At 48.7% G+C, this 24,477-nt stretch carries 20 protein-coding genes and 1 pseudogene; 12 read left to right on the plus strand and 9 right to left on the minus strand.

Annotated elements, in window-relative coordinates:
- Positions 1-106 precede the first annotated feature (106 nt).
- On the plus strand, positions 107-2,455 hold the full coding sequence (locus tag MJ611_RS14180; RefSeq protein ID WP_250430518.1) for a hypothetical protein: 2,349 nt from the start codon (positions 107-109) through the stop codon (positions 2,453-2,455).
- A gap of 5 nt (positions 2,456-2,460) precedes the next feature.
- Positions 2,461-2,922: a Crp/Fnr family transcriptional regulator gene (locus MJ611_RS14185; RefSeq protein WP_250430520.1), complete on the plus strand. Its 462-nt coding sequence runs from the start codon at positions 2,461-2,463 to the stop codon at positions 2,920-2,922.
- Positions 2,923-2,947: 25 nt separating this feature from the next.
- Here the strand turns inward: MJ611_RS14185 and MJ611_RS14190 are convergent, their stop codons facing one another.
- Positions 2,948-3,370 carry a hypothetical protein gene (locus tag MJ611_RS14190; protein ID WP_250430522.1) on the minus strand — a complete coding sequence of 141 codons (423 nt, stop codon included), beginning with the start codon at positions 3,368-3,370 and terminating at the stop codon, positions 2,948-2,950.
- Positions 3,371-3,623: 253 nt separating this feature from the next.
- Between MJ611_RS14190 and MJ611_RS14195 the strand changes: the two genes are divergently transcribed.
- A complete protein-coding gene (locus tag MJ611_RS14195) occupies positions 3,624-5,939 on the plus strand; it encodes a GH92 family glycosyl hydrolase (RefSeq protein ID WP_250430524.1) in 2,316 nt (771 codons plus the stop codon).
- Between the two features lie 481 nt (positions 5,940-6,420).
- On the opposite strand, the gene MJ611_RS14200 is transcribed toward MJ611_RS14195, so the two are convergent.
- Both MJ611_RS14200 and MJ611_RS14205 read right to left on the minus strand, forming a co-directional pair.
- Positions 6,421-6,921 carry an ExbD/TolR family protein gene (locus MJ611_RS14200; protein ID WP_250430526.1) on the minus strand — a complete coding sequence of 167 codons (501 nt, stop codon included), beginning with the start codon at positions 6,919-6,921 and terminating at the stop codon, positions 6,421-6,423.
- A gap of 235 nt (positions 6,922-7,156) precedes the next feature.
- Complete coding sequence (locus MJ611_RS14205) at positions 7,157-8,989, minus strand: AMP-dependent synthetase/ligase (protein WP_250431393.1); 1,833 nt, start codon at positions 8,987-8,989, stop codon at positions 7,157-7,159.
- 269 nt (positions 8,990-9,258) lie between these two features.
- On the opposite strand from MJ611_RS14205, the gene MJ611_RS14210 reads away from it, so the two are divergent.
- From MJ611_RS14210 to MJ611_RS14220, 3 genes are all read left to right on the plus strand, one after another.
- Positions 9,259-10,071, plus strand: a complete 813-nt coding sequence (locus MJ611_RS14210; RefSeq protein ID WP_250430527.1) for a hypothetical protein — start codon at positions 9,259-9,261, stop codon at positions 10,069-10,071.
- A gap of 245 nt (positions 10,072-10,316) precedes the next feature.
- Positions 10,317-11,405: a PAS domain-containing sensor histidine kinase gene (locus MJ611_RS14215; RefSeq protein WP_250430529.1), complete on the plus strand. Its 1,089-nt coding sequence runs from the start codon at positions 10,317-10,319 to the stop codon at positions 11,403-11,405.
- 1,203 nt (positions 11,406-12,608) lie between these two features.
- Positions 12,609-13,067: an STAS/SEC14 domain-containing protein gene (locus MJ611_RS14220; protein ID WP_250430531.1), complete on the plus strand. Its 459-nt coding sequence runs from the start codon at positions 12,609-12,611 to the stop codon at positions 13,065-13,067.
- Between the two features lie 80 nt (positions 13,068-13,147).
- Here MJ611_RS14220 and glgP read toward each other — a convergent pair whose 3' ends face one another.
- The gene (glgP, locus tag MJ611_RS14225) at positions 13,148-14,803 is read right to left on the minus strand and encodes an alpha-glucan family phosphorylase (RefSeq protein ID WP_250430532.1); all 1,656 of its coding nucleotides are present in this window, start codon (positions 14,801-14,803) and stop codon (positions 13,148-13,150) included.
- A 367-nt stretch (positions 14,804-15,170) separates the two neighbouring features.
- Between glgP and MJ611_RS14230 the strand changes: the two genes are divergently transcribed.
- Entirely contained in the window at positions 15,171-15,743 is a 573-nt protein-coding gene (locus MJ611_RS14230) for an HdeD family acid-resistance protein (protein ID WP_250430534.1), read from the plus strand.
- Here MJ611_RS14230 and MJ611_RS14235 read toward each other — a convergent pair.
- Both MJ611_RS14235 and MJ611_RS14240 read right to left on the minus strand, forming a co-directional pair.
- Positions 15,735-16,019 carry a hypothetical protein gene (locus MJ611_RS14235; RefSeq protein ID WP_250430536.1) on the minus strand — a complete coding sequence of 95 codons (285 nt, stop codon included), beginning with the start codon at positions 16,017-16,019 and terminating at the stop codon, positions 15,735-15,737. The two genes, MJ611_RS14230 and MJ611_RS14235, sit on opposite strands and share 9 nt — an antisense overlap.
- Before the next feature lie 69 nt (positions 16,020-16,088).
- A pseudogene (locus tag MJ611_RS14240) lies at positions 16,089-16,475 on the minus strand (hypothetical protein); the annotation flags it as partial.
- 54 nt (positions 16,476-16,529) lie between these two features.
- Here MJ611_RS14240 and MJ611_RS14245 point away from each other — a divergent pair.
- The gene (locus MJ611_RS14245) at positions 16,530-16,673 is read left to right on the plus strand and encodes a hypothetical protein (protein ID WP_250430539.1); all 144 of its coding nucleotides are present in this window, start codon (positions 16,530-16,532) and stop codon (positions 16,671-16,673) included.
- 112 nt (positions 16,674-16,785) lie between these two features.
- Positions 16,786-17,676 carry a phosphatase PAP2 family protein gene (locus tag MJ611_RS14250; RefSeq protein ID WP_250430541.1) on the plus strand — a complete coding sequence of 297 codons (891 nt, stop codon included), beginning with the start codon at positions 16,786-16,788 and terminating at the stop codon, positions 17,674-17,676.
- A gap of 63 nt (positions 17,677-17,739) precedes the next feature.
- On the opposite strand, the gene MJ611_RS14255 is transcribed toward MJ611_RS14250, so the two are convergent.
- From MJ611_RS14255 to ftsH, 3 genes are read right to left on the minus strand one after another with little or no spacing between them, the layout of a single operon-like run.
- Positions 17,740-18,432, minus strand: coding sequence for a phosphatase PAP2 family protein (locus MJ611_RS14255; RefSeq protein ID WP_250430542.1), 693 nt, complete (start codon positions 18,430-18,432; stop codon positions 17,740-17,742).
- A 42-nt stretch (positions 18,433-18,474) separates the two neighbouring features.
- On the minus strand, positions 18,475-18,720 hold the full coding sequence (locus MJ611_RS14260) for a cation-transporting P-type ATPase (RefSeq protein WP_250430543.1): 246 nt from the start codon (positions 18,718-18,720) through the stop codon (positions 18,475-18,477).
- A 45-nt stretch (positions 18,721-18,765) separates the two neighbouring features.
- A complete protein-coding gene (gene ftsH / locus MJ611_RS14265) occupies positions 18,766-20,724 on the minus strand; it encodes an ATP-dependent zinc metalloprotease FtsH (RefSeq protein ID WP_250430545.1) in 1,959 nt (652 codons plus the stop codon).
- Between the two features lie 160 nt (positions 20,725-20,884).
- Here ftsH and MJ611_RS14270 point away from each other — a divergent pair, with 160 nt between their 5' ends.
- The 3 genes from MJ611_RS14270 to MJ611_RS14280 all read left to right on the plus strand — a co-directional run bounded on the left by MJ611_RS14270 (position 20,885) and on the right by MJ611_RS14280 (position 24,323).
- Positions 20,885-21,133 (plus strand): hypothetical protein, encoded by a 249-nt coding sequence (locus MJ611_RS14270; protein WP_250430547.1) that lies wholly within the window; start codon positions 20,885-20,887, stop codon positions 21,131-21,133.
- A 394-nt stretch (positions 21,134-21,527) separates the two neighbouring features.
- Positions 21,528-21,893: a BlaI/MecI/CopY family transcriptional regulator gene (locus MJ611_RS14275; RefSeq protein ID WP_250430548.1), complete on the plus strand. Its 366-nt coding sequence runs from the start codon at positions 21,528-21,530 to the stop codon at positions 21,891-21,893.
- A gap of 12 nt (positions 21,894-21,905) precedes the next feature.
- A complete protein-coding gene (locus MJ611_RS14280; RefSeq protein ID WP_250430550.1) occupies positions 21,906-24,323 on the plus strand; it encodes a M56 family metallopeptidase in 2,418 nt (805 codons plus the stop codon).
- Positions 24,324-24,477 lie beyond the last annotated feature (154 nt).

Here is a 24,477-nt window from a genome sequence, read left to right on the forward strand (position 1 = left end):
TAATTTGCTGGGTATTTCTCAAGTTCTTTGAGTTTAAATTGTTCTCTGTTTTCTGATGATCTGGGGGCTGGGTTTGTACCTGTTAACAAACGAGGCCTTCTGGGGAGTGGTAGCAATCAGATTCAATGTAAGAGAGGGGAAGCGCCTGTTCTCAATTGTAGGTGCAGGCGACATTCCTGCAAAGATTCTGTCCTATTTTTCTGCTTCTATACTAGTGCTTGAAGTTGGCACCATCAACCTGCTCTGGGTATCGATTATCTTTTTTATGGGGGTTTACCTTCTTCTCAGGTCCAGGAGGCACCAGGCAGTAGAGGCAACAGATGACATGATGTCCGGTTCAGCAGCTTCCAGTCATGCGGCACCTGTGCATACACATCCCGTAAAGAAAGTGATCGGCCACTACTTTCACAACAGCCTTATATTCAGTATTGCGCTCTGGTTTCTGATTTCCTACTGTGTTATGCTGATTATTGACTATACCTTTCTGGCAGAGATAAAGGTATTTGAGGCCAGCAGACGTCAACTGGCTTCTTTTATAGCCTTGTTTTTTGGTTTCGGACGTATACTGGCTGTCCTGTTTGAACTGCTCTTCAGCAGCCGGCTTGTTGCACGACTCGGGCTTACCAATGCTCTGCTGATTCCACCTGTCCTGTTATTTCTCCTGAACATCTATGTCCTGACCTCGGGAGAGGCTTTCCTGAAGTACCTGTACGTGTTTGGGGGAATGGTGCTGGTTGCGGAGGCCTTACGCTATACCTTACAGGAACCTGTCGTGCTCGTGCTCTTTCAGCCCCTGGACCCACATGCCCGGTTGAGAGGGCATGCGATTGCAAAAGGGTATACGCTACCTGTTGCTCTCTTTCTTGTCGGTCTGTTTCTTGAGATCTACCTCCGGCTGCAAGGCGAACTGTTTGTCGATACTGCTTCCTGGCTGATTCTCGTTCTGATGGTGGCCTGGGCAGGCAGCGTTTTCCTGATCAGGAAAGTTTACCACACCACACTTGTCAGTGTACTGCAGAAAGGTTTTTTCACTGGAACAAGGCTGTTTTTGCAAAACCCGGCTGTTAACGAAATGCTGGTGGAAAAAGCGGGTAGCTCAAAACCACAGGAGGTTATCCATTCTCTGAACCTGCTCGAAAGGTCCGGTTATAATGACATCTACCGGCTATTACTTAAAAATCTGAAGTGCCCCCGACCTGAAGTAAAGGAATATGTGCTTACCAGGATCATTGAAAACAACATGGTGGGAGCCCTGCCTTTAGTAAAAGAACAGCTCGAGAACCTTACGGAACCCACCCTGAAACCGCTGCTGATCAAAACGCAGTATTTCCTGGAGAAGAATAACGGGGGTATAAAGGACTTGCAGCATCTGGAACCGGAATATAGAAAAGAAGCGATGATTGGTTTAATGCTGCACAAAGAACAAGTAGAACCCTGGGTTATACAGGAACTGACAAGAATGGCGCAAGGGGATACAAGTGAAAAACTGATAGCGCTGAACATAATTGCAGAATTAGGGGACAAGGCATATGAGCACCTGGTAGCAGCGTTGCTACAGGATACCCAGCCTAAAATTTACAGCAGGGCTATAGAAGTGGCCGGCAGGAGCAAGTATTTCAGCTTGTTCAAACAGGTAACAGAGGTGGCTGAGAAAACAGGTGCTTACCGTTCTTTACACAGGACCATGCTTTTTTATGGAGATCCGATTTATAAAGAAGAATACATTATGAAGGGTGACCTTCCGGAGCCTCTGGTGAATTTACTCTGCAAAACTGCCGGCATGGCTAAAGGACTAAATTCCACTTTGTTCCTGGAGTCGGCTCTGAAGCGGTATCCTGCTAAAACACAACAGATAGTAGAGGCTCTCTGGGAGAAAAAAGCCATCATTAGTATTGGAAGCAAAGATATCCTGAATACCTGGGTTAACAGAAAGCTGGATCAGAGCGAGCTTAAAATGGAGTACTACCTTAACCTGGCCCAGGACGGTGCCGCTATTCTCCTGCAGGAGGCGCTCTATTCAGAAATTCATCAGGATATACAAACCATACTGAAGGCACTTGCGCTTTACTATGATCAGCCTCGTATAGAAAGAGTTATAGAACTATATAAGCAGGGCTACAAGTATAAATTATCAAACGCTGTTGAAATGCTGGAGCTGCTTATTCCGGATAAACACTTTAAGGACCTGGACAAACTGATCGAGTTTACGCAGGATGTAAAGCACAAACAGTTGAGCAGAGGGCCTTCTGAAGATATTTCTGAAAGTGAAATTGTCAAAGACATTTTGCAGCGCAACAACGCAGGCTGTAGTGCCTGGACAAAAGCGGTCGCCTGCTACCTGATCCCCCGGCTGCAGGATATTGATTTCCCGCTGGAGGTTCTCAGAGAAACGGACGGGAAAGAAGATCATCTTTTTAGCGAGACCAAGAATTATGTTTTATCCATGCTAAGCTAAAGTTTATGCTGCTGATCGAAAAGCTACTGATGCTGAAGTCTTCTGAGATCTTCAATAACATACCTGAGCAGGAGCTGATAGGCCTTGCCGAGATACTGGAGGAGGTATACGTAGACGCAGGTGTTACTATCTTTCATAAAGGAGATATCGGGAAGTGCATGTACATCATCTTCAAGGGAAAGCTACGTATCCATGACGGAGACATAACAATTGGAATGCTGGAAGAAAACGAAGTAGTAGGCTGGCTGTCTCTCCTGGATGGCAAGGAGCACCCGGCAAGCGCCACGACTACGGAGGAAGCTATACTTCTGAAACTGGACCAGGAACCTTTTTATGAGATCATGATGACCAACCCGGAAGTTCTGAAGGGCATTCTGAACGCGCTTTGCCAGCGAATTCGCTTCATGGTCGGCCAAAACATCAGCCTGCAGCAACCTACCCCGGAAAGCCAGTTGACCCTCCTGTGAAGTGGCGAATGGAGGCCGTCAGAATCTAATTGCCAATTCCCGAAATATACACCGCGATTTCTTCTTCTTTTTCCTGCAGGTGTTCATAGGTAAACTTCTGGATAACATCGCAGGCAACATTGTTGAGCACACCAAATATGCGGGCCTGGCTGATCACTTCTTTGTTCCATTCCGAAGCGATCATCATGATGGAGTTGCCGTTATAGGGGGTTAGGTCCATCAGGTCTGCGGTGCTGTTGGGCGATGGCCATTTACCTGCTGCAATGCTGTAACTGCCCGGTTCCCATCTGGGGGGAGTCTCCTTCTTATCCGGCACAGGCAAAAAATAGCCATTCACGACTGGCCCCATAAACAGCACATTCGCTTTGATCAAAGTAGTTGGTACGAGCGCTTTTGGGTTAGGCAATACAGTGCCGGCTTCTTCCAGCTTTTCTTCTGATTTATCCATAGCTTTACATACTGATGATACTAAAGATTGTTTAACAGTCAGGGCAGCGAAGCAAGGGAGTTAATGTAAAACTACACCCCATACTTTCCTGATCGCTTTATTTTCCGGGAAAGTATTTGTTATTTAAGAACCGGTAGCGGACGCCCGTACCTGGGGTTAAGGTGCTGATGTAAGTTTTGAACTTGCGCCGGGAGCCCGCCAGGTATAGTTCAGCCTGGTGAAGGTCCGCTGCTTCTGCCATAAACCCGTTACCATGAAAAAACTTTTACTTTCTGCTTTCCTGTTTTTACCGCTGCTGGGCTACTCCCAGGCCAAACCGGCCCCTAACCTGGTAAAGTATGTAAACCCGATGATCGGCACGGCCAAAATGGGCCATACCTACCCGGGGGCTACGGTGCCTTTTGGCATGGTGCAGCTCAGCCCTGACACCGACACCATCCCTTACGAGGTGAACGGCAAGTATAACAAGGACGTGTACAAGTACTGCGCCGGCTACCAGCACGACGACAACACCATTGTTGGTTTCAGTCATACCCATTTCAGCGGAACCGGCCACTCCGACCTGGGCGACTTCCTGATCGCGCCTACCACGGGTAAACTGCAGCTGAACCCCGGCACCGAAGACAAACCCGAAAGCGGTTACCGCTCGGCTTTCTCACACGCCAACGAAGTTGCTGAGCCCGCCTACTATAAAGTAAAGCTCGACGACCACAACATCCTGGCGGAGCTGACGGCCAGCAACCGCGTGGGCATGCACCAGTATACGTTCCCGAAGTCGGATGAGGCGCACATTATACTTGACCTGATGTCGGGCATTTACAACTACGATGGCAAAACCACCTGGACCTTTGTGCGCGTGGAGAACGATACCCTGATTACAGGCTATCGGCAGACCAACGGCTGGGCCCGCACCCGCACGGTATACTTTGCCATGGCCTTCAGCAAGCCTTTCCACCAGTATGGCAACAAAGATTACTCCGAGGCGCAGGCCTACAAAGGCTTCTGGCGCAAGTTCGACCAGACCAGAAACTTCCCGGAGTTTGCCGGCAAAAAGCTGCGTGCCTACTTTGATTTTAAGACAACAGAAGGAGAGAAGATCAAGATAAAGTTTGCACTGTCTCCGGTGAGTACGGAAGGAGCTTTAGCCAACATGCATGCCGAAATTCCGCACTGGGATTTTGAGCGGGTGAAGCGCGAGGGGCAGGCGGCCTGGAACAAAGAGCTAAACAAAGTGGTGGTGGATGCCGGCAAAGACGACCTGGTGAATTTTTATACTGCCATGTACCATGCCTTCCTGGGCCCGACCACTTACATGGACGTAGACGGAAAGTATAGAGGGCTGGACATGAACGTGCACCAGGCCAAGGACTTCACCAACTACACCAGCTTCTCGCTCTGGGATACGTACCGCGCGCTGCACCCACTGTTCAATATCCTGCAGCCGGCCCGCAACAACGACATGGTAAAATCCATGCTGGCGCACTACGACCAGAGCGTGCACAAAATGCTGCCGGTGTGGTCGCACTACGCCAACGAGAACTGGTGCATGATAGGATACCACGCCGTGCCGGTGATTGCCGATGCCGTGCTGAAAGGAAATGCCAATTTCGACGCCAACCGTGCCCTGGATGCCTGCGTGCAGACAGCCCGCACCCGCTACTATGACGGCCTGGAATACTACATGCAGCTGGGCTACGTGCCGGAAGACAAGAACGGCTCTTCGGTTTCAAAAACATTGGAATATGCTTACGACGATTGGTGCATTGCGCAGATGGCTAAAAAACTAAATAGGCAGGACATTTACGAGGAGTTCAGCAAGCGTGCCCAGAACTACAAGAATGTGTACGATGCGAAATCAGGCTTTATGCGTCCGAAGTTGAGCGACGGCACCTGGAAAAAAGAGTTTGATCCGTTGGACACGCACGGGCAGGGCTTTATCGAAGGCAACTCCTGGAACTACAGTTTGTACGTACCCCACGACCCGGCGCAAATGATCGCCATGATGGGCGGCAAGACACGCTTTGCCCAGCACCTGGACTCGCTCTTTACCATGGAGCTGCCGGACAAGTATTTCGAGAACACCGAAGATATTTCACGCGAAGGGATCATCGGCAACTACGTACACGGCAACGAGCCATCGCACCACGTGGCCTACCTCTACAACTGGACCGACCAGCCCTGGAAAACGCAGGAGCGCACGCGGATGGTACTGAAAGCGATGTATAAACCAACCGTAGATGGCCTGGGCGGCAACGACGATTTCGGGCAGATGAGCGCCTGGTATATTTTTAGTACGCTGGGCTTTTACCCCGTAGCTCCCGGCTCGGATCAGTATGCTATCACCAGCCCGGCTGTGCGGTCGGCAAGTATAAACCTGGAGAACGGCAAGACCTTTACCATTGACGTGAAGAATCAGAAAGACAGGAACGTGTACGTGCAGAAAATGGAGCTCAACGGCCAGCCCATCAACCGCACGTACCTGACACACGCCGAGATCATGAACGGCGGCAGGATCACGTTTTACATGGGAAATAAACCGAACAAGAAGCTGATGGTGGTTGCACCATAACCGGTCTGAAGTGATGATCAGAAAGACAAAAAGCCCCTGCAACAGCAGGGGCTTTTTGTTTTAATGTTAGTAATGGAAACAGTGCCAATACTCTTCATGTCGTAATCATCCTCGTTCGTGATTTTCTATAATGTCTCCGGCCATAAATACCGCCAGTTTGAGCGCAGCGGTAACTGGTGGTTGCGCACGACCGCCAGTTTGTAACTGGCGGATGTATAGTTAGCGAATTATACGCCAGTTACAAACTGGCCTCATAGTAAGCCACAAGTTGCGCTGCCGCTAAACTTGCGGCATTGGTGGAGTATATTTTGGTAGAAGACCAAGATGGCGCGAGCGTCCTCGCTCGTGACTTGCTATCGTGTGGGCCTCTGGCCCAGTCGAGTCAGAGACTCTACATTATAATAAGGCACGGGAATGATTCCCGCGCCAGAAGAAAGTATAAAAACTTCAATGGTAGATTCTGGATTTATACCTGCACCGGTCATTTACTGGCGATCAATTTTCTATCAACTTCATCGATATCAACAAGTGCATACTTCTTCGTGCCGGTGATCTTCATCTCATCGAATACATCGACCAGGTTGCTGTAGCGCGACGTTTCCATTGCCTTGATCAGCACCACCAGCTTCGGGTTGGCTTTTACCTTATCTGACACCAGCACTTTCCGAATGCCGTTTGCTGACAGATCTGTCTCTTCCATCTCGGGCTTATCATCGGCGAGACCGTAGTAATAGTATAATTTATCGTTCTCCCCAAGTATAACCGTGAGGGCATCCGAAGCTCCAACCGGAGAGGCTGCTCCCGGTACAGGCATGCTGATCTGCATGGTCTGCAGTTTGTGGAAGGAAGTAGTCAGCATGAAAAAAGTTACCAGCAGGCAGGCAAGGTCCACCATCGGGGTCATGTCGGGGCTGGAAGAGAATCTGTTCGAGCGTTTTCTGCCGCCTTTGCCAGTGTCGGGTTTTTGTTGTAGCTGTGCCATGATTTGTTTCTCCTTTCTTTTGTTTAGCTTATGGTTGTTGACGTTTTCTGAAGCGATCAAGTACTGCTGTTTTACTGATGATGCAGAAGGCAGGAGATTTCCATAAGCTCACAGCAAATATTTTTTAGAATAGATAGAGTTGCAGGAAAGGGACCCCGACCAAAACAAGCAAAGCCTCTCATACTGCATGAGAGGCTTGCTTGTTTGTACTTTGAATTGGTAGAGCTTTTTATACTTACGCGTAGATCGAATTGACCAGGTCTTTATACTTTTCAAGTATAACTTTTCGCTTCAGTTTAAGGGTTGGGGTGAGTTCACCGCCTTCAATGGTCCACTCCTGCGGGAGCAGTTCAAAGCGTTTTACCTGCTCTACAGGGTTAAAGAACTGGTTGTACTGGTTGATCGCTTCTCTGATAAGGGTCTGCACCTGTTTGGTTTTCGTTACGGCCTGATTTCCCGGGTAAGCTTCGCCGCGCTTGTCGTACCAATCTTTAAGGGCATTGAAGGCAGGCACGATAAGAGCGCCTACATACTTCTGCGATTCGCCTACTACCATGATCTGCTCGATCCAGTCGCTTTCCACCATGCGATTTTCAATTGGCTGCGGTGCCACATACTTTCCGCCGCTGGTCTTGAACAGCTCCTTTTTACGGTCGGTTATCTTCAGGAACTTACCGTCTACCAGGTTGCCGATGTCGCCGGTGTGCAGCCATTCGCCCGTCATTACTTCCGCTGTCAGGTCGGGACGCTTGTAGTAGCCCATCATCACGTTCGGGCCTTTGCAGAGGATCTCTCCGTCTTCGGCAATCTTTACTTCCACGTTGTGCAGCGGCGGGCCCACGGTGCCGAACATGCGGTTTTTCACGTTGTATCGGTTGCCGCTTACAATAGGCGACGCTTCCGTTAATCCGTAACCTTCCTGTATAACAATGTTGGCAGCTGTAAAAACCCGCAGCAACCTGACCTGGCAGGCCGCAGCCCCTGTAATAATAGCTTTCACTTCGCCGCCCAATGCCTCGCGCCATTTGCTGAAGATGAGCCTGTCGGCAAGGGCTAACTGCAGCCGGTAAGCCGCAGGCAAGGGTTTGTTGATCTCGTAATGTTCGGCCAGCTTCAGAGCCCAGAAGAAGAGCTGCTTTTTGGCGCCTTTCAGCTGATTTCCTTTCGATACGATGCCTTCGTATACTTTTTCGAGGAGGCGCGGCACGGTGGTGAAAATTGTTGGCTTTACTTCACGCAGGTTCTCGGCCAGCTTTTCCATCCCCTCGGCATAGTAAACAGACACCCCGCAGTAAAAGTAACAGTAGGTGGCCATGCGCTCGAACGCGTGGTTCAGGGGCAGAAAACTGATGGCTCTTTTCCTGAAGACGCCTACTTCCTGTATGACCGGGGCGCTACCGAAAACATTGCTGATGATGTTGTGGTGAGACAGCATAACGCCTTTGGGCGTACCGGTTGTGCCGGAAGTATAAAGAATGGTCGCCAGGTCTGTTTCCCGGATCGCATTGCGGCTTTGTTCTATCCTCTGGGCACTATCCGGTGTCATGTCTGCCAGCAGTTCGTGCCATTCGCGTGCGCCTGTGCCTGGCTCGAAAGCGAAGATGTACTGCAGCGTGGGCAGGGAACCCTGAATGCCAACCAGTTTCTTGTACAGTTTTTTATCTCCGACGAACACCATTTTAACAGCGGCATCCTGAAGTATAAACTGTAGCTCGAGTTCGTTTATGGTCGGGTAAACGGGCACCGAAATTGCCCCGATCTGCTGGATGGCGATGTCGGTCATAACCCACTCCGGGCTGTTATGGCCTATTATGGCAATTTTGTCTCTGCTTTCCGCGGTTCCGTCGCCCTGCGATATTCCCAGCTTTAGTAAAGCTGCACTGATGCGGTTTACCTTATCGCTTACTTCCTGTGTGCTATACTTTCGCCATTGGCCGTTTTCTTTGGCAGCCATCATATCCTCCAGCGGGAATCTCTCCAACTGGTAAGCAAGGCAATCAAACAACCGCTTCGGTTCGTCTGCTGCAACCTCGTCTTTGCTCTTTTTCACTTCTTTGTTATATCCCATCCTGATCAGCGAAGCACAGAACAGAAAGCGACCTGCAGTGGTACATGCCGGCAGCATTGTGTAGTAGCTTTGCCCATACAAAATTACTCCTTTTTGGCTGCTCCGGTTTAAGAATGTAGTAATAATCCTGCGATCCGGAGCCCGTGCAGCGAAACTACCGGAGGGGCAGGGCTCATAGCTGGCTGATCTTTAAACTTTATAGGTTGAGGAGGAAAATGCTAGGATATTCTTGTGAATAGGTTCTAAATTTGAAGCTTAATCAAAACCTTATGAATCTCCCGGATAAACAAACTACCCGACCCGACACGGCACTGCAGCCTGAGCGCAACTTACAAGCTGCCAGATGGCTGTTTTCGTTGTTGCTGCTTGGCCTCTTACTGGTGCAGCCTTTCCAGAAAGTATATGCGCAGGTATCGTATGACGGTGGCTCCAATGTACAGCTCCTGTACGGCAGGCACCTGAACCAGTCCGAAGACCTGGCCACGATAACACTGGAACATTTCGGCTCAGTTGGTGCCTTTGAGCAATTTGGCTTTGGCGACCTTTACAACGATGTGAGCCTGAAAAGCCCTAACCTGTACGCGGAGTGGTACCCGAAAGTAAGCATTACACGCGCCCTGGGTACTGAGATCGCATCCGGCCCGATCAGCGATGTGCTGCTGGGCGGTGGCGTAAATGTGTTGTTCGGGGGGAATGAAGACTTTTTTGCTTACCTGGCAGGCCCTGCGGTAAAATTCAGGATCCCGGGATCGGGATTGCTGCAGCTCGAAACGTACTACTATAAAGAGACGGCAGGCGATTTTAAAGGCACTTACCAGATCACACCCAGCTGGGATATTCCACTGCCGATCTCGGAAAGAGTAAGACTGCGTGCACGCGGCTTTGCCGACTTTATCGGAGACCGCGGAGAGGGCGAGAAGCAGTTCCTGACGCAGCCGCAGTTGCTGCTGGACCTGGGCAACCTTTGGGCAAAGCCAAATGCGGTGTTCTTTGGCTCCGAGTGGCGTTACTGGCACAATGTGGTAGGCATAGACGGGGTGAACGAATCGGTGCTGCAGGCCAACCTTCTGATAAACATCTGATCCGGAGAGGCGCTTTCCTGAAGTATAAACTCGATTAGAAAGTATAACTATATAACCGCAAAAGCACCCTCCCAATACTTTGGAAGGGTGCTTTTTTTAGTACGCGTTAATTTTTCTGAAGCAACCAGGTGTTTAGAAATGCTCTGAACCGGATTAGCTTTTGCATGCAGCTAAGAGGCTTGCAGAACGAAGTTTAAGCATTTTCAGTACATAGCAGGTATAGCTTAAACAACCACCTGTGCCTAATGGACGAAAGTACAAATTATGAGGTGTTCAAAAACCTCATCCGGAGAACAAGTAAAGTACTGTTCTCTTACGATCTAGAATCTGCTTCCATAACCTTCCTGAGCCCTGCCTTTAGCTACATCTGGAACAGAACCCGGGAGAGTGTTCTTGCCAACCCTGCCATACTTGTAGACACCATCCACCCCGACGACAGAGCTTTCCTGGCGAAGGAGTACGACGAAATGCTGAAGGGCATCATCAAACACGAAATAGAATTCCGCATCATACTCCCGGACAGGTCAGTTAAGTGGGTGCTCCTAACGCCTCAGCTCGTTACCGATAAGCAGGGGAGATGGTTTATTGCAGGCCTTGTCGATGATATCACCTCGCAGAAAGATAATATCCGTAACCTGCAGAAATTCGCAGCTAAGAAAAACTCGATCCTGGAGATCCTTTCCCATGACCTGGCCGGGCCTATTGCCAACGTCGGGGCACTGGCTACCGAACTGGCGGAGTCCACGAAAGGTTACGCAAACGAAGAGGTTAACAACATCATCCGGTTAATAAAGGAAAGCAGCGAGCGCAGCGTGCGCCTGATCAGGGATTTTGTGCAGCAGGAGTTCATCGAATCGGTAAACTCCGGGATGATGAAGAAAAGAATGAACCTGGTAGACAAAGTGCTGGAGGTAGTGGAGCAGTATAAGGAAGGAGAACGGTTTATTAAGAAGGACATCGATTTTAGTTTCTCCAACGAGAAGATCTACGTCCACATTGACCAGGACAAGTTCATGCAGGTACTCAATAACCTCATCTCCAATGCCATAAAATTTACCCCTGATCACGGAAAGATCTCCATTGATCTGAAAGACAAGGGAGAAACAGTGCTGATAACGGTGCAGGATAACGGCATCGGCATACCCAAACGTTACCACGACAGGTTGTTTGAGAAGTTTACACCGGCAAGGCGCGAAGGGCTGCGGGGCGAACCATCTACTGGCCTGGGCATGTCGATCATCAAAACCATAGTGGAGTGGCACGATGGCCGCATCTGGTTCGAAAGCGAAGAGAACAAAGGATCAACTTTCTTTATAGAGATCCCGAAGGAGTAGGAGGGACAAGGTTATACTTTTATAGCTGTGTAGCTTGACTTTATACTTTATACTTTATAGCCAGCAAGCCTTATACTTCGTAGCTGCTTGTATTCCTCAGTCTTACTTGCCTATAGTTTCATTTTATACTTTGGTGCGCTCACGGCCGCGGGGCCTCGTCCTCGGGCATCGCGCTGTCTAGCTTTCCTGCCTAACGGCTGCCACTGTCGTGGCACCGGAAACCCAGAAGGCGCTCAACCCAAGGACTGGTACTGACACTTCTTCGTGAGCTGCTATGCAATTGGAAACCATTGTAGGGACAGGTCGCGACCTGTCCGTGCTATAGCTGCAGCAATGAAACTTATACTTGCACCATGGCAGTAGCAGAAACTCCCCTCTTGAGAGGGGCAGGGGTGTGTTTATACTTGTGCGATGAAACTTATACTTCCAAGTACAGCAAGAACAGAGCTCCCCTCCTTAGACAAGGAGGGGTTAGGGGTGGTTGGAAAACGATGAAAGTATAACCTGAGAAATACCTATGGCAGAAATTCCCCTCTTGAGAGAGGGGTAGGGGTGTGTAAACTCTATTTCAGACAATAACCCACAGCCACCAAGACGCTCGCAGGAGCTGCGCACGCTACGAGGGCTGGCCATTAGCCCTGCAGCATTCATAATTCTTAATCCTTCCAGCTGAAATCAACTTGTTGCTTCAAAAACTGTTACACATTTTCTACTATTAAACAGACCGTATTGGGAGGTACTCTTATTTAATTGTTCTATTCTAATAAGCTTGCCGGAAATACATGAGTAAAGCAGAAATAGTTTTGTTTCAGTGGTTTACATTCAGCGGGTTATGCTAAATTGCAGCAGCAGGAACTGGGGAATTGCTGTACTGAAGCCTCCTCATACAATATGTTCGTATGCTACATCCGGCTCGCTGAACAAGATGCACAATTGCTGGTTTATCACCTTTAAAGATGAGTTTTAATCTGCGCTTATAATGATTTCCTTTGCTGCACTGCAGTACATTGGCCTGATCTTTCCGTATCGGGCTGGCAGCACTGCGGCGGCACAGGGTAGCGCTACAAAACCATTGCCAGGTTAGATCATACTCTTCTTGAAAGGCTGTCTAAACTTACCAGCCAACACGCTTTGCTCTTAACTCCCCACTGCCAGTACCTGGAGTTTTGTGAAGTTTTAAACAAAATGATTTGTAGGGAACAGATGAAGGTATTAGACGATTATCTAATGTATTTTACCTCTGCGGAAAAGAGGTTATTTTATAACAAATGGCTGCGGCCGGTTACCAGTGCTGAATTCCGGCAAGGAGCAGAACTGGTACATAACCACATCAAAAAGGGTAGGGTTGAACTATGGCTGCTGGATGCTTCTAATTGTAATACGCAGGACCGCGACGATCAGGAATGGACAGTTTCGGAGATAGGTAAGCTTATTAGTGGTGAGGAAGCGTTGCTCCGGAAGGTAGCCCTCGTCAGGTCAAAAGATGTGTTTTTTAATGTCATAGCCGAGTGGATTCAGGAGAAACTGACACAACAATTTGCCCCGGCTACGGTGATGAAGCACTTTCAGACCTTACCGGAAGCTTACGAATGGCTGCTGCCGGAGCATAGAATATGCTCTACCTCCACCGAGCCACCGTTCATAAACGAACCCCGGAACTAATAAACAGGTGCCCTTCCTGTGAGTGCGGTTCTTACTGTTCAGGCAGCTCAAGGGAGTTTTGTGCCTGCGCCAGCACCTGCTCAGGCATTATACAATTTTTCATAATACTCCTGCGCCAGGCGCTCCGAATCGAAGTAAGGGACAATACCCTGCATGCTGTTCTTGATAATGTTTAACCAGGCGCTTTTCTGTGTATAATACAGCGGAAGAATTTCCTGCTCCAGCACATCGTACATATGTTTTGCGTCGAGGTCGTTCTGCTCGTGTACGGGCAGGGTAACATCCACCTTTGGCACAACAAACCCGTTCCTGCCGTGCTGCACAAATTCCGGTATCCAACCGTCGGGGGTGGAAAGTATAACAGAAGCGTTCATGGCTGCCGTCATGCCGCTGGTGCCGGAGGCTTCGTGTGTAACCAGTGGCGTGTTAAGCCAGAGATCGGCTCCTTGTTTCAGGAGCTTGGAAAGCTTTAGCTCATACCCGACCAGCACAGAGCAATTGGGGTACTTGGCGCTCAGGCGCACCAGCTGGTTAAATACAGAGATCTCGCCGTACTCTACCGGATAGGGTTTGCCTGCCCAGATTAGCTGCACAGGATATTTGTCGTTGGTAAGCAGGCTGTGAAGCCGGTCCATGTCCTCAAGCAGCAGGCCTGCCCGTTTGTAAGAGGCAAAGCGTCTGGCCCACACAATGGTGAAAACATCTTCGTGCAGCATGTCGCCGGTCTGGTCTGCTACTTCCTCAAAAAGGCGTTTTTTCAGCTTCCTTTTTCTTGCCAGCAGCTTATCGTCTCTTCCGGCCTGCAGGTAGTCATACAGGTACTTATCAGCCCAGTAAGTATAACTCTGGGCATTGGTGATGTGCATGATGGGGCAGATACCGGTATACTTGCTCCAGATGTTGCGGGCAGTATCCAGGTGCATGCGCGAAACGGCATTGGACAAACGGGAGAGGCGTAAGGCTGCCAGCGAATGGTCAAATACCTCTCCTTCGATTTTAGTTATTTCCTTTACCTGGTCGGTACTTAACTGCGAAAAGAAACTCATATCGCTAAGCAGCCGGATGTCTGTTTTATCGTTGCCTGCCTCTTCGGGCGTGTGTGTCGTGAAAACAACCCGCTTCCGTACATCTTCTACGTTGCCATACTTTTCATAAAGCGGAAACACCAGTGGCAGCGCGTGGGCCTCGTTCATGTGGTATACATCCGGAGACAGCCCCAACAGCTCCAGCAGCTTAAAGCCCCCGACTCCCAGCAAAATACTGGCTGCTATTTTATTGGTCTTATCCGAGTCATACAGCTTATGGGAAATGGACTGCGCCATGTAACTGTTCTCGGGGAGGTCTGTTGAGAGCAGGAAAAAAGGCACGGTTCCAAAAATGTGCGGCGGCAGGTAATACACTCCAACCTGTACCGGGGCACGGTTCACTGTAATTTCAAAGCGTATGTCGGTCTTCTGCACAAAGCTGTATACCTTCTCCTGGAACAGCACCCCCATTGTCTGGTCGGTCTGCCGAATCTGGTCATAGTATCCATACTTCCATAAGATGCCGATGGCGATCACATTCTGCTTCAGGTCATAGGCGCTGCGCATGTGTGAACCAGCCAGAAAACCAAGTCCGCCGGCATACAGTTTCAGGGACTGGGCAATGGCATAATCCATACAGAAATAGGCCACACGTTTCTGGTAGGCGGGCGCAAACGTGTACGGGTGCAGGTACTTTTCGATGTTATCCATACGCAGGCAGATGCAAGCTATTTTAACTGAGCTATAAACGTAAATCGGATCGGTATGCTGTGCTCCCTCATACGTGCAAGTATGAATAATTAATGGATTATCTGAAATAAAATTACCCGTTGCCGCTACACAAAAGATTCTATTAGCCAATGTGGCTCTGGGGAAGTATAAAAGTATGAGGAGGAAGGCAGCTGTATTTAATGCTCCAATAACTAAACAAAGCACAAGAACAACAAGTAAAATAAAGGTAGTTAGGCTCTGATTTTTACTACCTAACCCTGCTCACAGGCTTCTTTGGTACCCTCTTATACTTATCTGGGTGTTCTGATCTGATAAAGGCATTTTCCGGAACTCTTCACGTTGTGTTATGGAACTGGTATATTACAGAAACTGGTGGTTGCTGAGCCTGAAAGGCGTTGCGCTAATCGTGCTCGGTATCCTGGCGTTTATTTTTCCCATCAATGTTATCATTGGCTTGGCCTTGTATGTAGGCATTTTGGTAGCTATTTCGGGGCTTCTGCTCATTATCATGGCTTTCTCGAACAGGGATAGGAGCCAATGGCCCTGGATTTTAGTATTGGGTATGTTTGATGTAGTTCTGGGAGCTTTCCTGGTTTTCTATCCGCTCCTAACAGCCATGGCATTTGCCATTATCACAGGTTTTTGGGCGGTATTTACGGGTGTGCTTCAGATAGCGGCCTTCTTCTCTATCAGGAAAGTACATTCTTCTACCTGGAGTCTGCTGCTGGTGACAGGTATACTAGTGATCGTGCTGGGCATGAACCTCATCTGGAGCCCGTTTATTGGTGCGGTGGCCTTAACCTACCTGCTCGGCTTTGAAGCCATATTAGTTGGTGTGATGAGCATTATCTACTCCTTGCGCCTGCGGCAGATTTCCTCGACTATTACCGGAGGAGGTCCATTCCAGTACTCACATTAAGCATAGGATATAGGTGTCTTCTTTCCGCAGGAAGACCACAACTGACCGCGGGCCAACGGTATACTGCGTAGCCTGCACCTCTTCGTCGCGTTCTTCCAGGAAGTCCTGAGGCGAGCTGAGTGCCGTATTGGCCACCCGGTACGAGGGGCCCGGCTGCATAAAGCGAAAGGTTATACTTTCCCAGTAGGAATTGATCATTACATACAGGTCATCATCTTTTTCCGATTTTCCCAAAAGAAAATAAACCAGGTAGCGCGAATCGGGTGTCAGGTCCACTTCTTCATCCGGGCCATACCAGCTTACATCGTTACGCCAGAAGCGGCTGCGTCACAGGCTGGGGTGGCTTTAATGGAAGGCAATAGCCTTTTTTACAAACCCGAAATGGTCCCGCATCAGCTCCAGCCTGCTCCAGTCGGTATAGGCGAAGATAAAGAGTATGAGTTTGAGCATGAACCCTTCAGCTGTAACGGCATGGATCTTCTTTGGAAAAAATCCAGTGATGCCGGAGAAAGTGGTTTCGGTGCGCTTTCGATAGGAGTTCTTTAAAAAAGTCATGTGCGGTTCGTCTTTGCGCTTGCTGTTGGACTTGCAGCAACAGCGGAGTTGTATCTGCTCGCATTCAGAAAGCAGGTCCTCGACCTCATAGCAAGTGTAGCCTGCGGCGGCGTTGTGCTGGCTGTCTTGGGGCAGGTCCAGCTCCATAGCCTTGAAGGCAGTGATGTCGGCAAAGGACTTAACTCGAGTCATCGACTAGCTCGCAACTTGAGTTATTTAGTAGAAGAATAGATGATGCTGCAACCGCTCATTTTCGCATTAAATCCTGAGGTAACGGTCAGCCTGGTTAAGTATAAATCTGAAAGCCATACTCAGATCAAGCATGTAGAATTTGAGGCATCAACTACAGGCGCAGTGATGATGCCATCCGAATGAATTTGAATTTCACGTTCTCTTACAGGAAAGCAACTGTGACAGGAAGGAAGGTTAAGTTATTTTATGAATTGTTGATAATGAAGCAGCATCTTCTCCAATAGACACATTTTATATGACCTCCTTCAACAGAACCCCAAGGTCTTACCTTGGAAAGGTATGGCTGATTGTGCTGGCTATACTGACCTCGTGCCCATTACAGGCGCAAACTGTATTAGTTAACCCGGATTTAACAGCGGAAAAATATTTACCTAACACAGGTCCTTACAGTCACAGTACAGCCTATCCCGATACTTTATCCAAGCCATCCAGGCTGTCACCCGTTCTGAAAGGGGGAGCAATGCTTGTAGCCGGAGCCGGTATCTGGGCGGCCACGTTTGCCTGGGCAGACGAATCTTTGCAGCAGTATACGCAACAGCATCGCACTGTTTCATTGGATAAACTGGCCTCAGTTGTACAACCGCTGGGGCGGCAGAGGTATATGATGCCTGTTGCCGGGGCAGCCATTGCCGGAGGCATGATCCTGAAAGACAGTAAACTGCAGAAAGCCGGGATTGTGTCACTGGGAAGTATCCTTATAAGTGCAGGGGTGACCAGCACCCTGAAGAATGAGTTTCACCGCTACAGGCCCAGTGTTACCGCCGAAAATCATTTTTTTGACGGGCCAATTCATACATCAGATAATACCTCCCTTCCCTCTGCTCATACAGCGACGGCGTTTGCCGTGGCTACCTCTGTGGCAAGCGTGTATGGCAACGAGTACCGTTATGTTCCTCCGATAGCTTATGGAGTGGCTACCCTGGTCGGACTTTCCCGCATCAACGATAATGTGCATTGGGCTACCGATGTGATGGCCGGCGCCGTAGTAGGTTACTTATCAGCTAAAGGTTCTCTTTACTTGTACGATATGACGAGTCAGAAACTAAAAATACGAAGGCAACGCCTGATGATTACCCCTCAGCCTGGGTTACACTCTGGTGGTGTTAGTGCTACCTTGGTATTCTAGAGCCGCTTTAAAAGCAACTTATACTTACAGCTTTGCTGATTTGGCAACGTTAGTAGTCGATCGTTACTTATCAGGCTTTATCCAGGTTTGGTAGTAGGGCTCCAGGCGGCCAAGCAAGTATAAAGACAGCATCAACCACAACAGCCCCATAAGGTAACCGGCCACTACATCAGTGGCAAAGTGTACGCGCAGGTAAATGCGGCTGAAGCCGATCAGCAGGATCAGCAACGTTAGGAAGATGCAAAGCAGCCAGCGCCTTTTTTTATCCGCCACCGTCAGCCATACGATGTAGATCAGCAAACCATAAAAAACGCCTCCGATCATGGCATGGCCACTGGGGAAGCTTAAGCCTGAAACTTCCTGTAACTCGCCAGTCGGGCGAGCCCGGGCAAAAAGGTGCTTTAGCAGCTGGTTTATCAGTGTGCAGGTAAACGAAATGACCAGTACCTGCAGCCCATGCCAGCGCAGGCCCTTCCAGAACGAAAATATAAGTGTGACCAAAGCAGGAGCCACGGCCAGGTAATCATCTGAAGCTAAAGAAGAAACCATGCGCATGGCCCTGGTCATACCCGGCGAGGTAATCCGATCGGCAAGGGCAAACATGGTAGTGTCAAAACCAGTGTCTCCTTCGGCAAACACGTCGTAGATGAGGTGCCCCAACAGGTACAGGCATACCAGGAAAAGCAGGGAGAGGAGAACAAACCTAACAGAGAGGAGCGCCAGCATGCGCAACCAAAAACCGCTTATGCTTTTCATGTAGAAGTATACGCTTATGAGTCAGTAGTTCCCATTCTGAAACTATTTATACTTGTTTCCTCTGTAAAAAATAGCTGTATCGCCAGTCACCACAAGTATGAGCAACAGCATCAGGGGGCTGCTGAACTGACGGAGCAAGAGCCTTAGCTCGCGTTCCAGCCTGGTCTTTACGTTGGCTTTCTTTTTTTGAGCTGCTATCCGCTGCCTGGCAGTTAGTACAGAGAGACCTTCTGCACCGGAGTGCAGGTGCTTGTAGAGCTGCTCGATGGTATCGGAAGTAAGCTTCACCTACTCATGGTTTTTATTCTGTTTAGAAGCTATGGCAGTATATCTTTAAAGCACACCGGCTACAGGAGTTTCTTTAGCAGGTATGTGGCGTTGGCCAAGTATGGCCTCGAGGTCTTCCTTGTACACTACTTCTTTCTGCAACAGCAGTTCTGCCAGTTTTACCAGCGCTTCCTGATGCTGCTGCAATACACTTTTGGCTCTCAGGTAGGCTTCATCAATTAGCTTGATTACTTCTTCATCAATGAGCTTTCCGGTTTCCTCGCTGTAGGGCTTGGTAAGCCGGGTGTCCTGCTGGCCGGTGGAGTCGTAAAAACTGATGTTGCCGATCTTCTTGTCGAAGCCGTAGTAGGCTACCATCATGTAAGCCTCTTTGGTGGCCTTTTCCAGGTCGTCGAGCGCACCGGAGGTTACTTCCCCGAAGGTGATTTCTTCCGCCGCACGGCCTGCGAGCATAGCACTCAGGTGCTCCGAAAAAGCAGTGGCCGATTTCAGTTGGTGTTCCTCCGGCAGGTACCAGGCTGCACCCAGCGATTTCCCCCTTGGTATGATGGAGACTTTGATCAGGGGATCTACGTTTTTGAGCATCCAGCTCACCACAGCATGCCCTGCTTCGTGGTACGCGATGATCTTTTTCTCTTCCGGTGAGATGATCTTGCTCTTTTTCTCGAGACCAGCAATAATGCGGTCGAGGGCGTCGAGAAAGTCCTGGCGGGTTATACTTTCTTTTTTCCTTCTGGCGGCGATCAGGGCCGTTTCATTGCAGACGTTGGCAATGTCGGCTCCCGAAAATCCGGGTGTCTGGGAGGCCAGGAAAGCCACGTCGATAGAGTTGTCGGTTTTCAGCGGCCGCATGTGTACTTTGAAAATTTCTTCCCGCTCTTTTATGTTCGGCAACTCCAGGTAAATGTGCCTGTCGAAGCGGCCGGGACGGAGCAGGGCCGGGTCCAGCAGGTCGGCGCGGTTGGTGGCGGCCAGCACAATAATGCCGCTGTTGGTTGCAAAACCGTCCATTTCGGTCAATAACTGGTTCAGGGTGCTTTCCCGCTCGTCGTTGGATCCGGTAAAAGCCACCTGTTTGCCTCGCGAGCGCCCGATGCTGTCTATCTCGTCGATAAAGATGATGCAGGGTGCTTTCTCTTTGGCCTGCTTAAACAAGTCCCGTACCCGCGAGGCTCCCACGCCCACAAACATCTCCACAAAATCAGATCCCGAAAGTGAGAAGAAAGGCACCTGCGCCTCCCCTGCCATCGCCTTTGCCAGCAAAGTTTTTCCGGTTCCAGGCGGACCTACCAGAATCACGCCTTTCGGGATTTTGGCACCCAGTTTTGTAAAGTCATCGGGGTTCTTGAGGAAATCCACCACCTCTTTTACTTCCATTTCTGCTTCTTCGAGGCCGGCCACATCATCAAAGGTGATCTTGCTTTTATGGTCCCTGTCGAAAAGCTGGGCTTTTGATTTGCCGAAACTGAAAATAGACGCACCACCCGGGCCTGCAGCCCCGGTACTCCGCAGCAGGTAGCGCCATAAAAGTATAAAAAGGAACAACGGAAACAGCCATACCATGAGATTGCTCAGCCAGTTCTCCCGCCGGACATACACAACATTTACCTGTTCATCGAGCGGTAGGCCCTGCTGCGCTTCTTCCAGCTTACGCTCAAAGGTCTCGACGGAGCCGATGGTGAGTGAATAATGGGGTCCGGGCAGGATGATCTTGCTATCGCCGGGCTTCATCACCTCCTTGAAGGGGGGCTTATCGGCAAACGCTTCTTTGATGTAGATGTTGGCTTGCTCGCCGTTGATCACTTCTATCTTATCGATGGCTTTCTGGGGAAGCATGGTTTTCTCCACCTCCAGCCAGGAGGTTTGTTTTTTAGGTGAGATATTGGTGCTGTAGAAAGTATAGAGTAGAATCAGACCCATGATCAACAGGTAAGTCAGCAGAGAAGGACCCGTTGCCTGCGGCTTCTTACTTGTATTGTCGCTATGGGTGGATGTTTCAGCCATTGGAAATCAGTAAGGTCTCTTCCTTTTACTTGTGCTGGTAAAAATTAGATTTGTTTTTACTTATTCCAATGATGATTATCACTTAAAGCAACTGAACATCATCAGGTGTTTGCCCGTGTTCAGCCGGTAATTCAGCTTTTATACTTTATGCGCACTACCTTTGATCAAAGGAAATTATATCGCTAAAATTAAGGTTAGGAGCTTAGGAAGTTATGCAACATTTAGAGCAATGACAGAAGAAGAGTTTGATATCAAATATACAGAAGCGCTGGATACTCTGTTAGGGGCCATGGCTGAGAATGAAGAAATTGATCACAGGAAGTTTTATAGTATGACCTGTATTCTGGAGAATCTACGGTTTTTTAGCCCTGTGATTTATGGGGTAATTCAGAATGCGAAAAAGAAATAGTTGATGAGGTAGCCAAAGAAGAAAATAGAGTACCTGTAGACAGCATTAGCAAAGCCACTTGTTTTCTGAACAAGTGGCTTTTTCATGTATTGGAATAACCGCCTGGACTGCAACACAGCTACTCCTGGGAACAACAATTAAGCGAGCGGTAATAAACTTTATACTTGTAGTGTGTGCTTTCTCAGGCTTAGTAATACAGCGAAGAAAGTCTTGGGTAACAGGTATGTACAGGTGTTATGATACCTTTCTGAAGATGCTGTTGACATACAATGACAACAATTGCCATAATCTTATGAAAAACTTGAGTTTTCCTTTATCCTAATGAATTAGTTTTCGTACTAATGTATTAGGATATGTCCGAATATATTAGTAGAATTGTGAAAACATAAATACCATGCAAAAATTAGGAAAACGAGAAGAGCAGATCATGCAGGTTGTGTGGCAACTTAGAGAAGCTTTTGTCAAAGACATCATCGACGAGTTGCCCGAACCCAAGCCGCACTACAATACCATTGCTACCATGGTGAAGATCCTGACCGAGAAAGGGTTTCTGAGCTCTGAGAAAATCGGAAACACATACCGGTACTCGCCGCTAGTGACCCTGGCTGAGTACAGAGAACAGGATGTAGCCGACATCAAACAGAAGTATTTCGGTAATTCCTTCACCAAAATGATCACGCATTTTGCCAAGGAAGAAAACCTGTCCGACACAGAGCTGGATGAGCTCATCAACATCATTAAATCACAAAAGAACAGCTAAATCTCTGGAACTATGATGGTGTATCTGCTGAAAGTATCGTTCGTAATCGGCATAGCTTATTTGTTCTATAAAGCTGTGCTGCAGCAGGAAAGTTTTTTTTCTGCTAACAGGCTCTACCTGCTCGGATGTGTGGCGCTGGCTTTTGCCCTGCCCTTTGTTACGCTGCCTCAGCTTATCAATCAGCAGGGATATCTGTCGCAGTTGCTGCAGCCCGAAAGTATAACCGAACCAGGTATAACCACTCCTGTTTTCACAGAAACACCACCTGTAGCAGAAGTAAAAGTGCAACCGAACGTACCGGTACCGCCTCAGTTCAGTCAGGAGGAGATGGGCGAGCAGGCTCCAGCTCAACTAAATGAAAGCGGTATAGGGCAGCACAGCTGGCTGTTCTGGCTCACGTTGCTATACTTGTTTGGCGCAGGTATTTTTTCCCTGAGTCTGCTTTTTCAGGTTGGCAGCATTATTTACAAGATCATTACTACCACCGATAAGATAGAAGATGGCGACGTAGTCATCGTTAACACCACCACTACCCAGGCACCCTGCTCATTTTTCCGCTACATCTTCATTCATCCGGACGACTATGATTTTGAGACTTATGAGCAGATCATAGCCCACGAGAAAATCCATGCCCGCATGGGCCATACTTTCGACTTGCTCCTTGCTGAAATAGCCGTGATCATACTTTGGTTTAACCCACTGGTCTGGCTTTTCAAAAAAGAAATGGAGAAAAACAACGAGTATCAAACCGATGCTACTATGCTGGGCGAAGAGCAGGTAAGCAAGCGCCAGTACCAGTTAAACCTACTGCAGATAGCGGTGCCACACAAGCCGCTTGCCATCACCACCAACTATAACCAGTCGCTTCTAAAACAAAGAATTATGATGATGAATGCTAAAAGATCAACTCCGCACGCATACTGGAAATACACGTTTTTGGCTCCCCTGTTTTTCGGTGCAATACTGGTGATGAATGAACCTGCCACCAGCATGGGTCTGCCGGAAACCAACACGCTGACTCCTGCCTTGCGCGATGCTTTTGCAAGTATCAACACAAGTACAAATGAAGAAACAGCCAACCTGCAGGAGGAAAGTGCGGCAACTGACCAGGAAGGTAAAAAGTCCAGAAAAGAGCAGGTAAAAACTGATGCCAAAGAGGCTGCAAAACCGGAGAAAGACAAAGTTAAGTCTGATTTGAAAGCTGACAGAAAAGCGGATCAGAAGGCAGGTAAACAGAAAGATAAATCCGGCAAGAAGCGCGGCTTTTCGATGAACGTCAACGGGCCTCAGACCGATATGTCGGAAGGGTACTGGTACAGCCATGAAGAAGACGGAAAGTACTGTATTGACTTCAAAGGCAGCAGAACTACATCGAGCTGGAACATGTCCAGGTGCTTCGACAAAGGTCAGTTCCAGAACAAAGGCAACGATGTGTTTGTGATGACCAGAGAAGCAGGCACGTTGCAGCTAACCGGTAACCTGGCGGCCGATGTAAGCCAGGGCAAGTATAAATTCACCGAAGATGCTTCTTTTAAAAAGTACCTGGCAGATAACAAGATCACCAGCGATAACAGAAACTTCCAGTTCCACCTGTTCTTCAGCGATGTGGACAAGAAGTACATCGATTACCTGAAGAAGCAATACGGTACCGTGAAAGGAGAGGAATTGCTGGCAGTAGCCGTACACGGTGTTACGTTGCAGGACTTCCAGAAATATATGGCTCTGTTTAAGCAGTATGACAACAAGAAACCTTCGATGGAAGAAGTGGTCGCTGCCCGAATACACGGCATAGATGAATCGTACGTGAAAGAAATAGAGGCCATGGGCTATAAGAACCTGAGTTTGGAGGAGATGATGGAGGCCAGAATTCATGGTGTTGATCGTTCGTATGTAGAGAGCCTGAGCAAAGCAGGTTTTGCAAACCTTCCGCTAGAGAAAGTTATGGAAGCCAAAATACACGGCGTGGATCCGGCTACGGTGAAGGAAATGCAGGCGCTTGGTTTTGGTAAGCTGAGCCTGGATAAAGTGATCGAGCTGAAGATACACGGTGTAAATGCTGCCTATCTCAAAGATTTACAAGCAGCAGGATACAAAGACGTAACGATTGATCAGGCTGTTGCCGCGAAGATACATGGCCTGAATTCTGCCTCAATCAAAGAAATCCGATCACTGGGCTTCAAAGATCTTTCCATGGATGATATGATGAGCTTAAAAATACATGGGGTGAATGCAGCCTACATAGAGGACCTGAAAAAAGCAGGATTTTCAAACCTGAGCGCAGATGATGCAGTGGCTGCTAAAATACACGGCATTAACAGCGACTTTATCGCGAAAGCGAGGAAGAATGGCTATAACCTGAACAGCATCGATAAATACATCTCCCTGAAGATACACGGTATGGCGATGGAGTCGCTGAAAGAAAAGAAATAAATCCAACTTCTGTCCGGGTGCCGTTGCTGCAAGTATAAAGTACCCGGCATCCGGACAGGTTATACTTGGGTTATGAATTGCCAGCTGCAGTACAACACCTGTAGCCCGGCTCCACTGTATCTTATATAACAACAGCTGTAGTAAAGTATAAAAA

The organism is Pontibacter ruber (assembly GCF_023630205.1).
GTDB lineage: Bacteria > Bacteroidota > Bacteroidia > Cytophagales > Hymenobacteraceae > Pontibacter > Pontibacter ruber.

Bases quoted from the DNA above. Each gene is read 5' to 3' on its own strand.
- ftsH (WP_250430545.1), bottom strand. From the start codon at position 20,724: ATGGCTGAAACATCCACCCATAGCGACAATACAAGTAAGAAGCCGCAG.
- MJ611_RS14215 (WP_250430529.1), top strand. From the start codon at position 10,317: ATGGACGAAAGTACAAATTATGAGGTGTTCAAAAACCTCATCCGGAGA.
- glgP (WP_250430532.1), bottom strand. From the start codon at position 14,803: ATGGATAACATCGAAAAGTACCTGCACCCGTACACGTTTGCGCCCGCC.
- MJ611_RS14245 (WP_250430539.1), top strand. From the start codon at position 16,530: ATGATGCTGCAACCGCTCATTTTCGCATTAAATCCTGAGGTAACGGTC.
- MJ611_RS14210 (WP_250430527.1), top strand. From the start codon at position 9,259: ATGAATCTCCCGGATAAACAAACTACCCGACCCGACACGGCACTGCAG.
- MJ611_RS14190 (WP_250430522.1), bottom strand. From the start codon at position 3,370: ATGGATAAATCAGAAGAAAAGCTGGAAGAAGCCGGCACTGTATTGCCT.
- MJ611_RS14250 (WP_250430541.1), top strand. From the start codon at position 16,786: ATGACCTCCTTCAACAGAACCCCAAGGTCTTACCTTGGAAAGGTATGG.
- MJ611_RS14280 (WP_250430550.1), top strand. From the start codon at position 21,906: ATGATGGTGTATCTGCTGAAAGTATCGTTCGTAATCGGCATAGCTTAT.
- MJ611_RS14205 (WP_250431393.1), bottom strand. From the start codon at position 8,989: ATGGGATATAACAAAGAAGTGAAAAAGAGCAAAGACGAGGTTGCAGCA.
- MJ611_RS14275 (WP_250430548.1), top strand. From the start codon at position 21,528: ATGCAAAAATTAGGAAAACGAGAAGAGCAGATCATGCAGGTTGTGTGG.
- MJ611_RS14230 (WP_250430534.1), top strand. From the start codon at position 15,171: ATGGAACTGGTATATTACAGAAACTGGTGGTTGCTGAGCCTGAAAGGC.
- MJ611_RS14195 (WP_250430524.1), top strand. From the start codon at position 3,624: ATGAAAAAACTTTTACTTTCTGCTTTCCTGTTTTTACCGCTGCTGGGC.
- MJ611_RS14200 (WP_250430526.1), bottom strand. From the start codon at position 6,921: ATGGCACAGCTACAACAAAAACCCGACACTGGCAAAGGCGGCAGAAAA.
- MJ611_RS14185 (WP_250430520.1), top strand. From the start codon at position 2,461: ATGCTGCTGATCGAAAAGCTACTGATGCTGAAGTCTTCTGAGATCTTC.
- MJ611_RS14255 (WP_250430542.1), bottom strand. From the start codon at position 18,432: ATGAAAAGCATAAGCGGTTTTTGGTTGCGCATGCTGGCGCTCCTCTCT.
- MJ611_RS14220 (WP_250430531.1), top strand. From the start codon at position 12,609: ATGAAGGTATTAGACGATTATCTAATGTATTTTACCTCTGCGGAAAAG.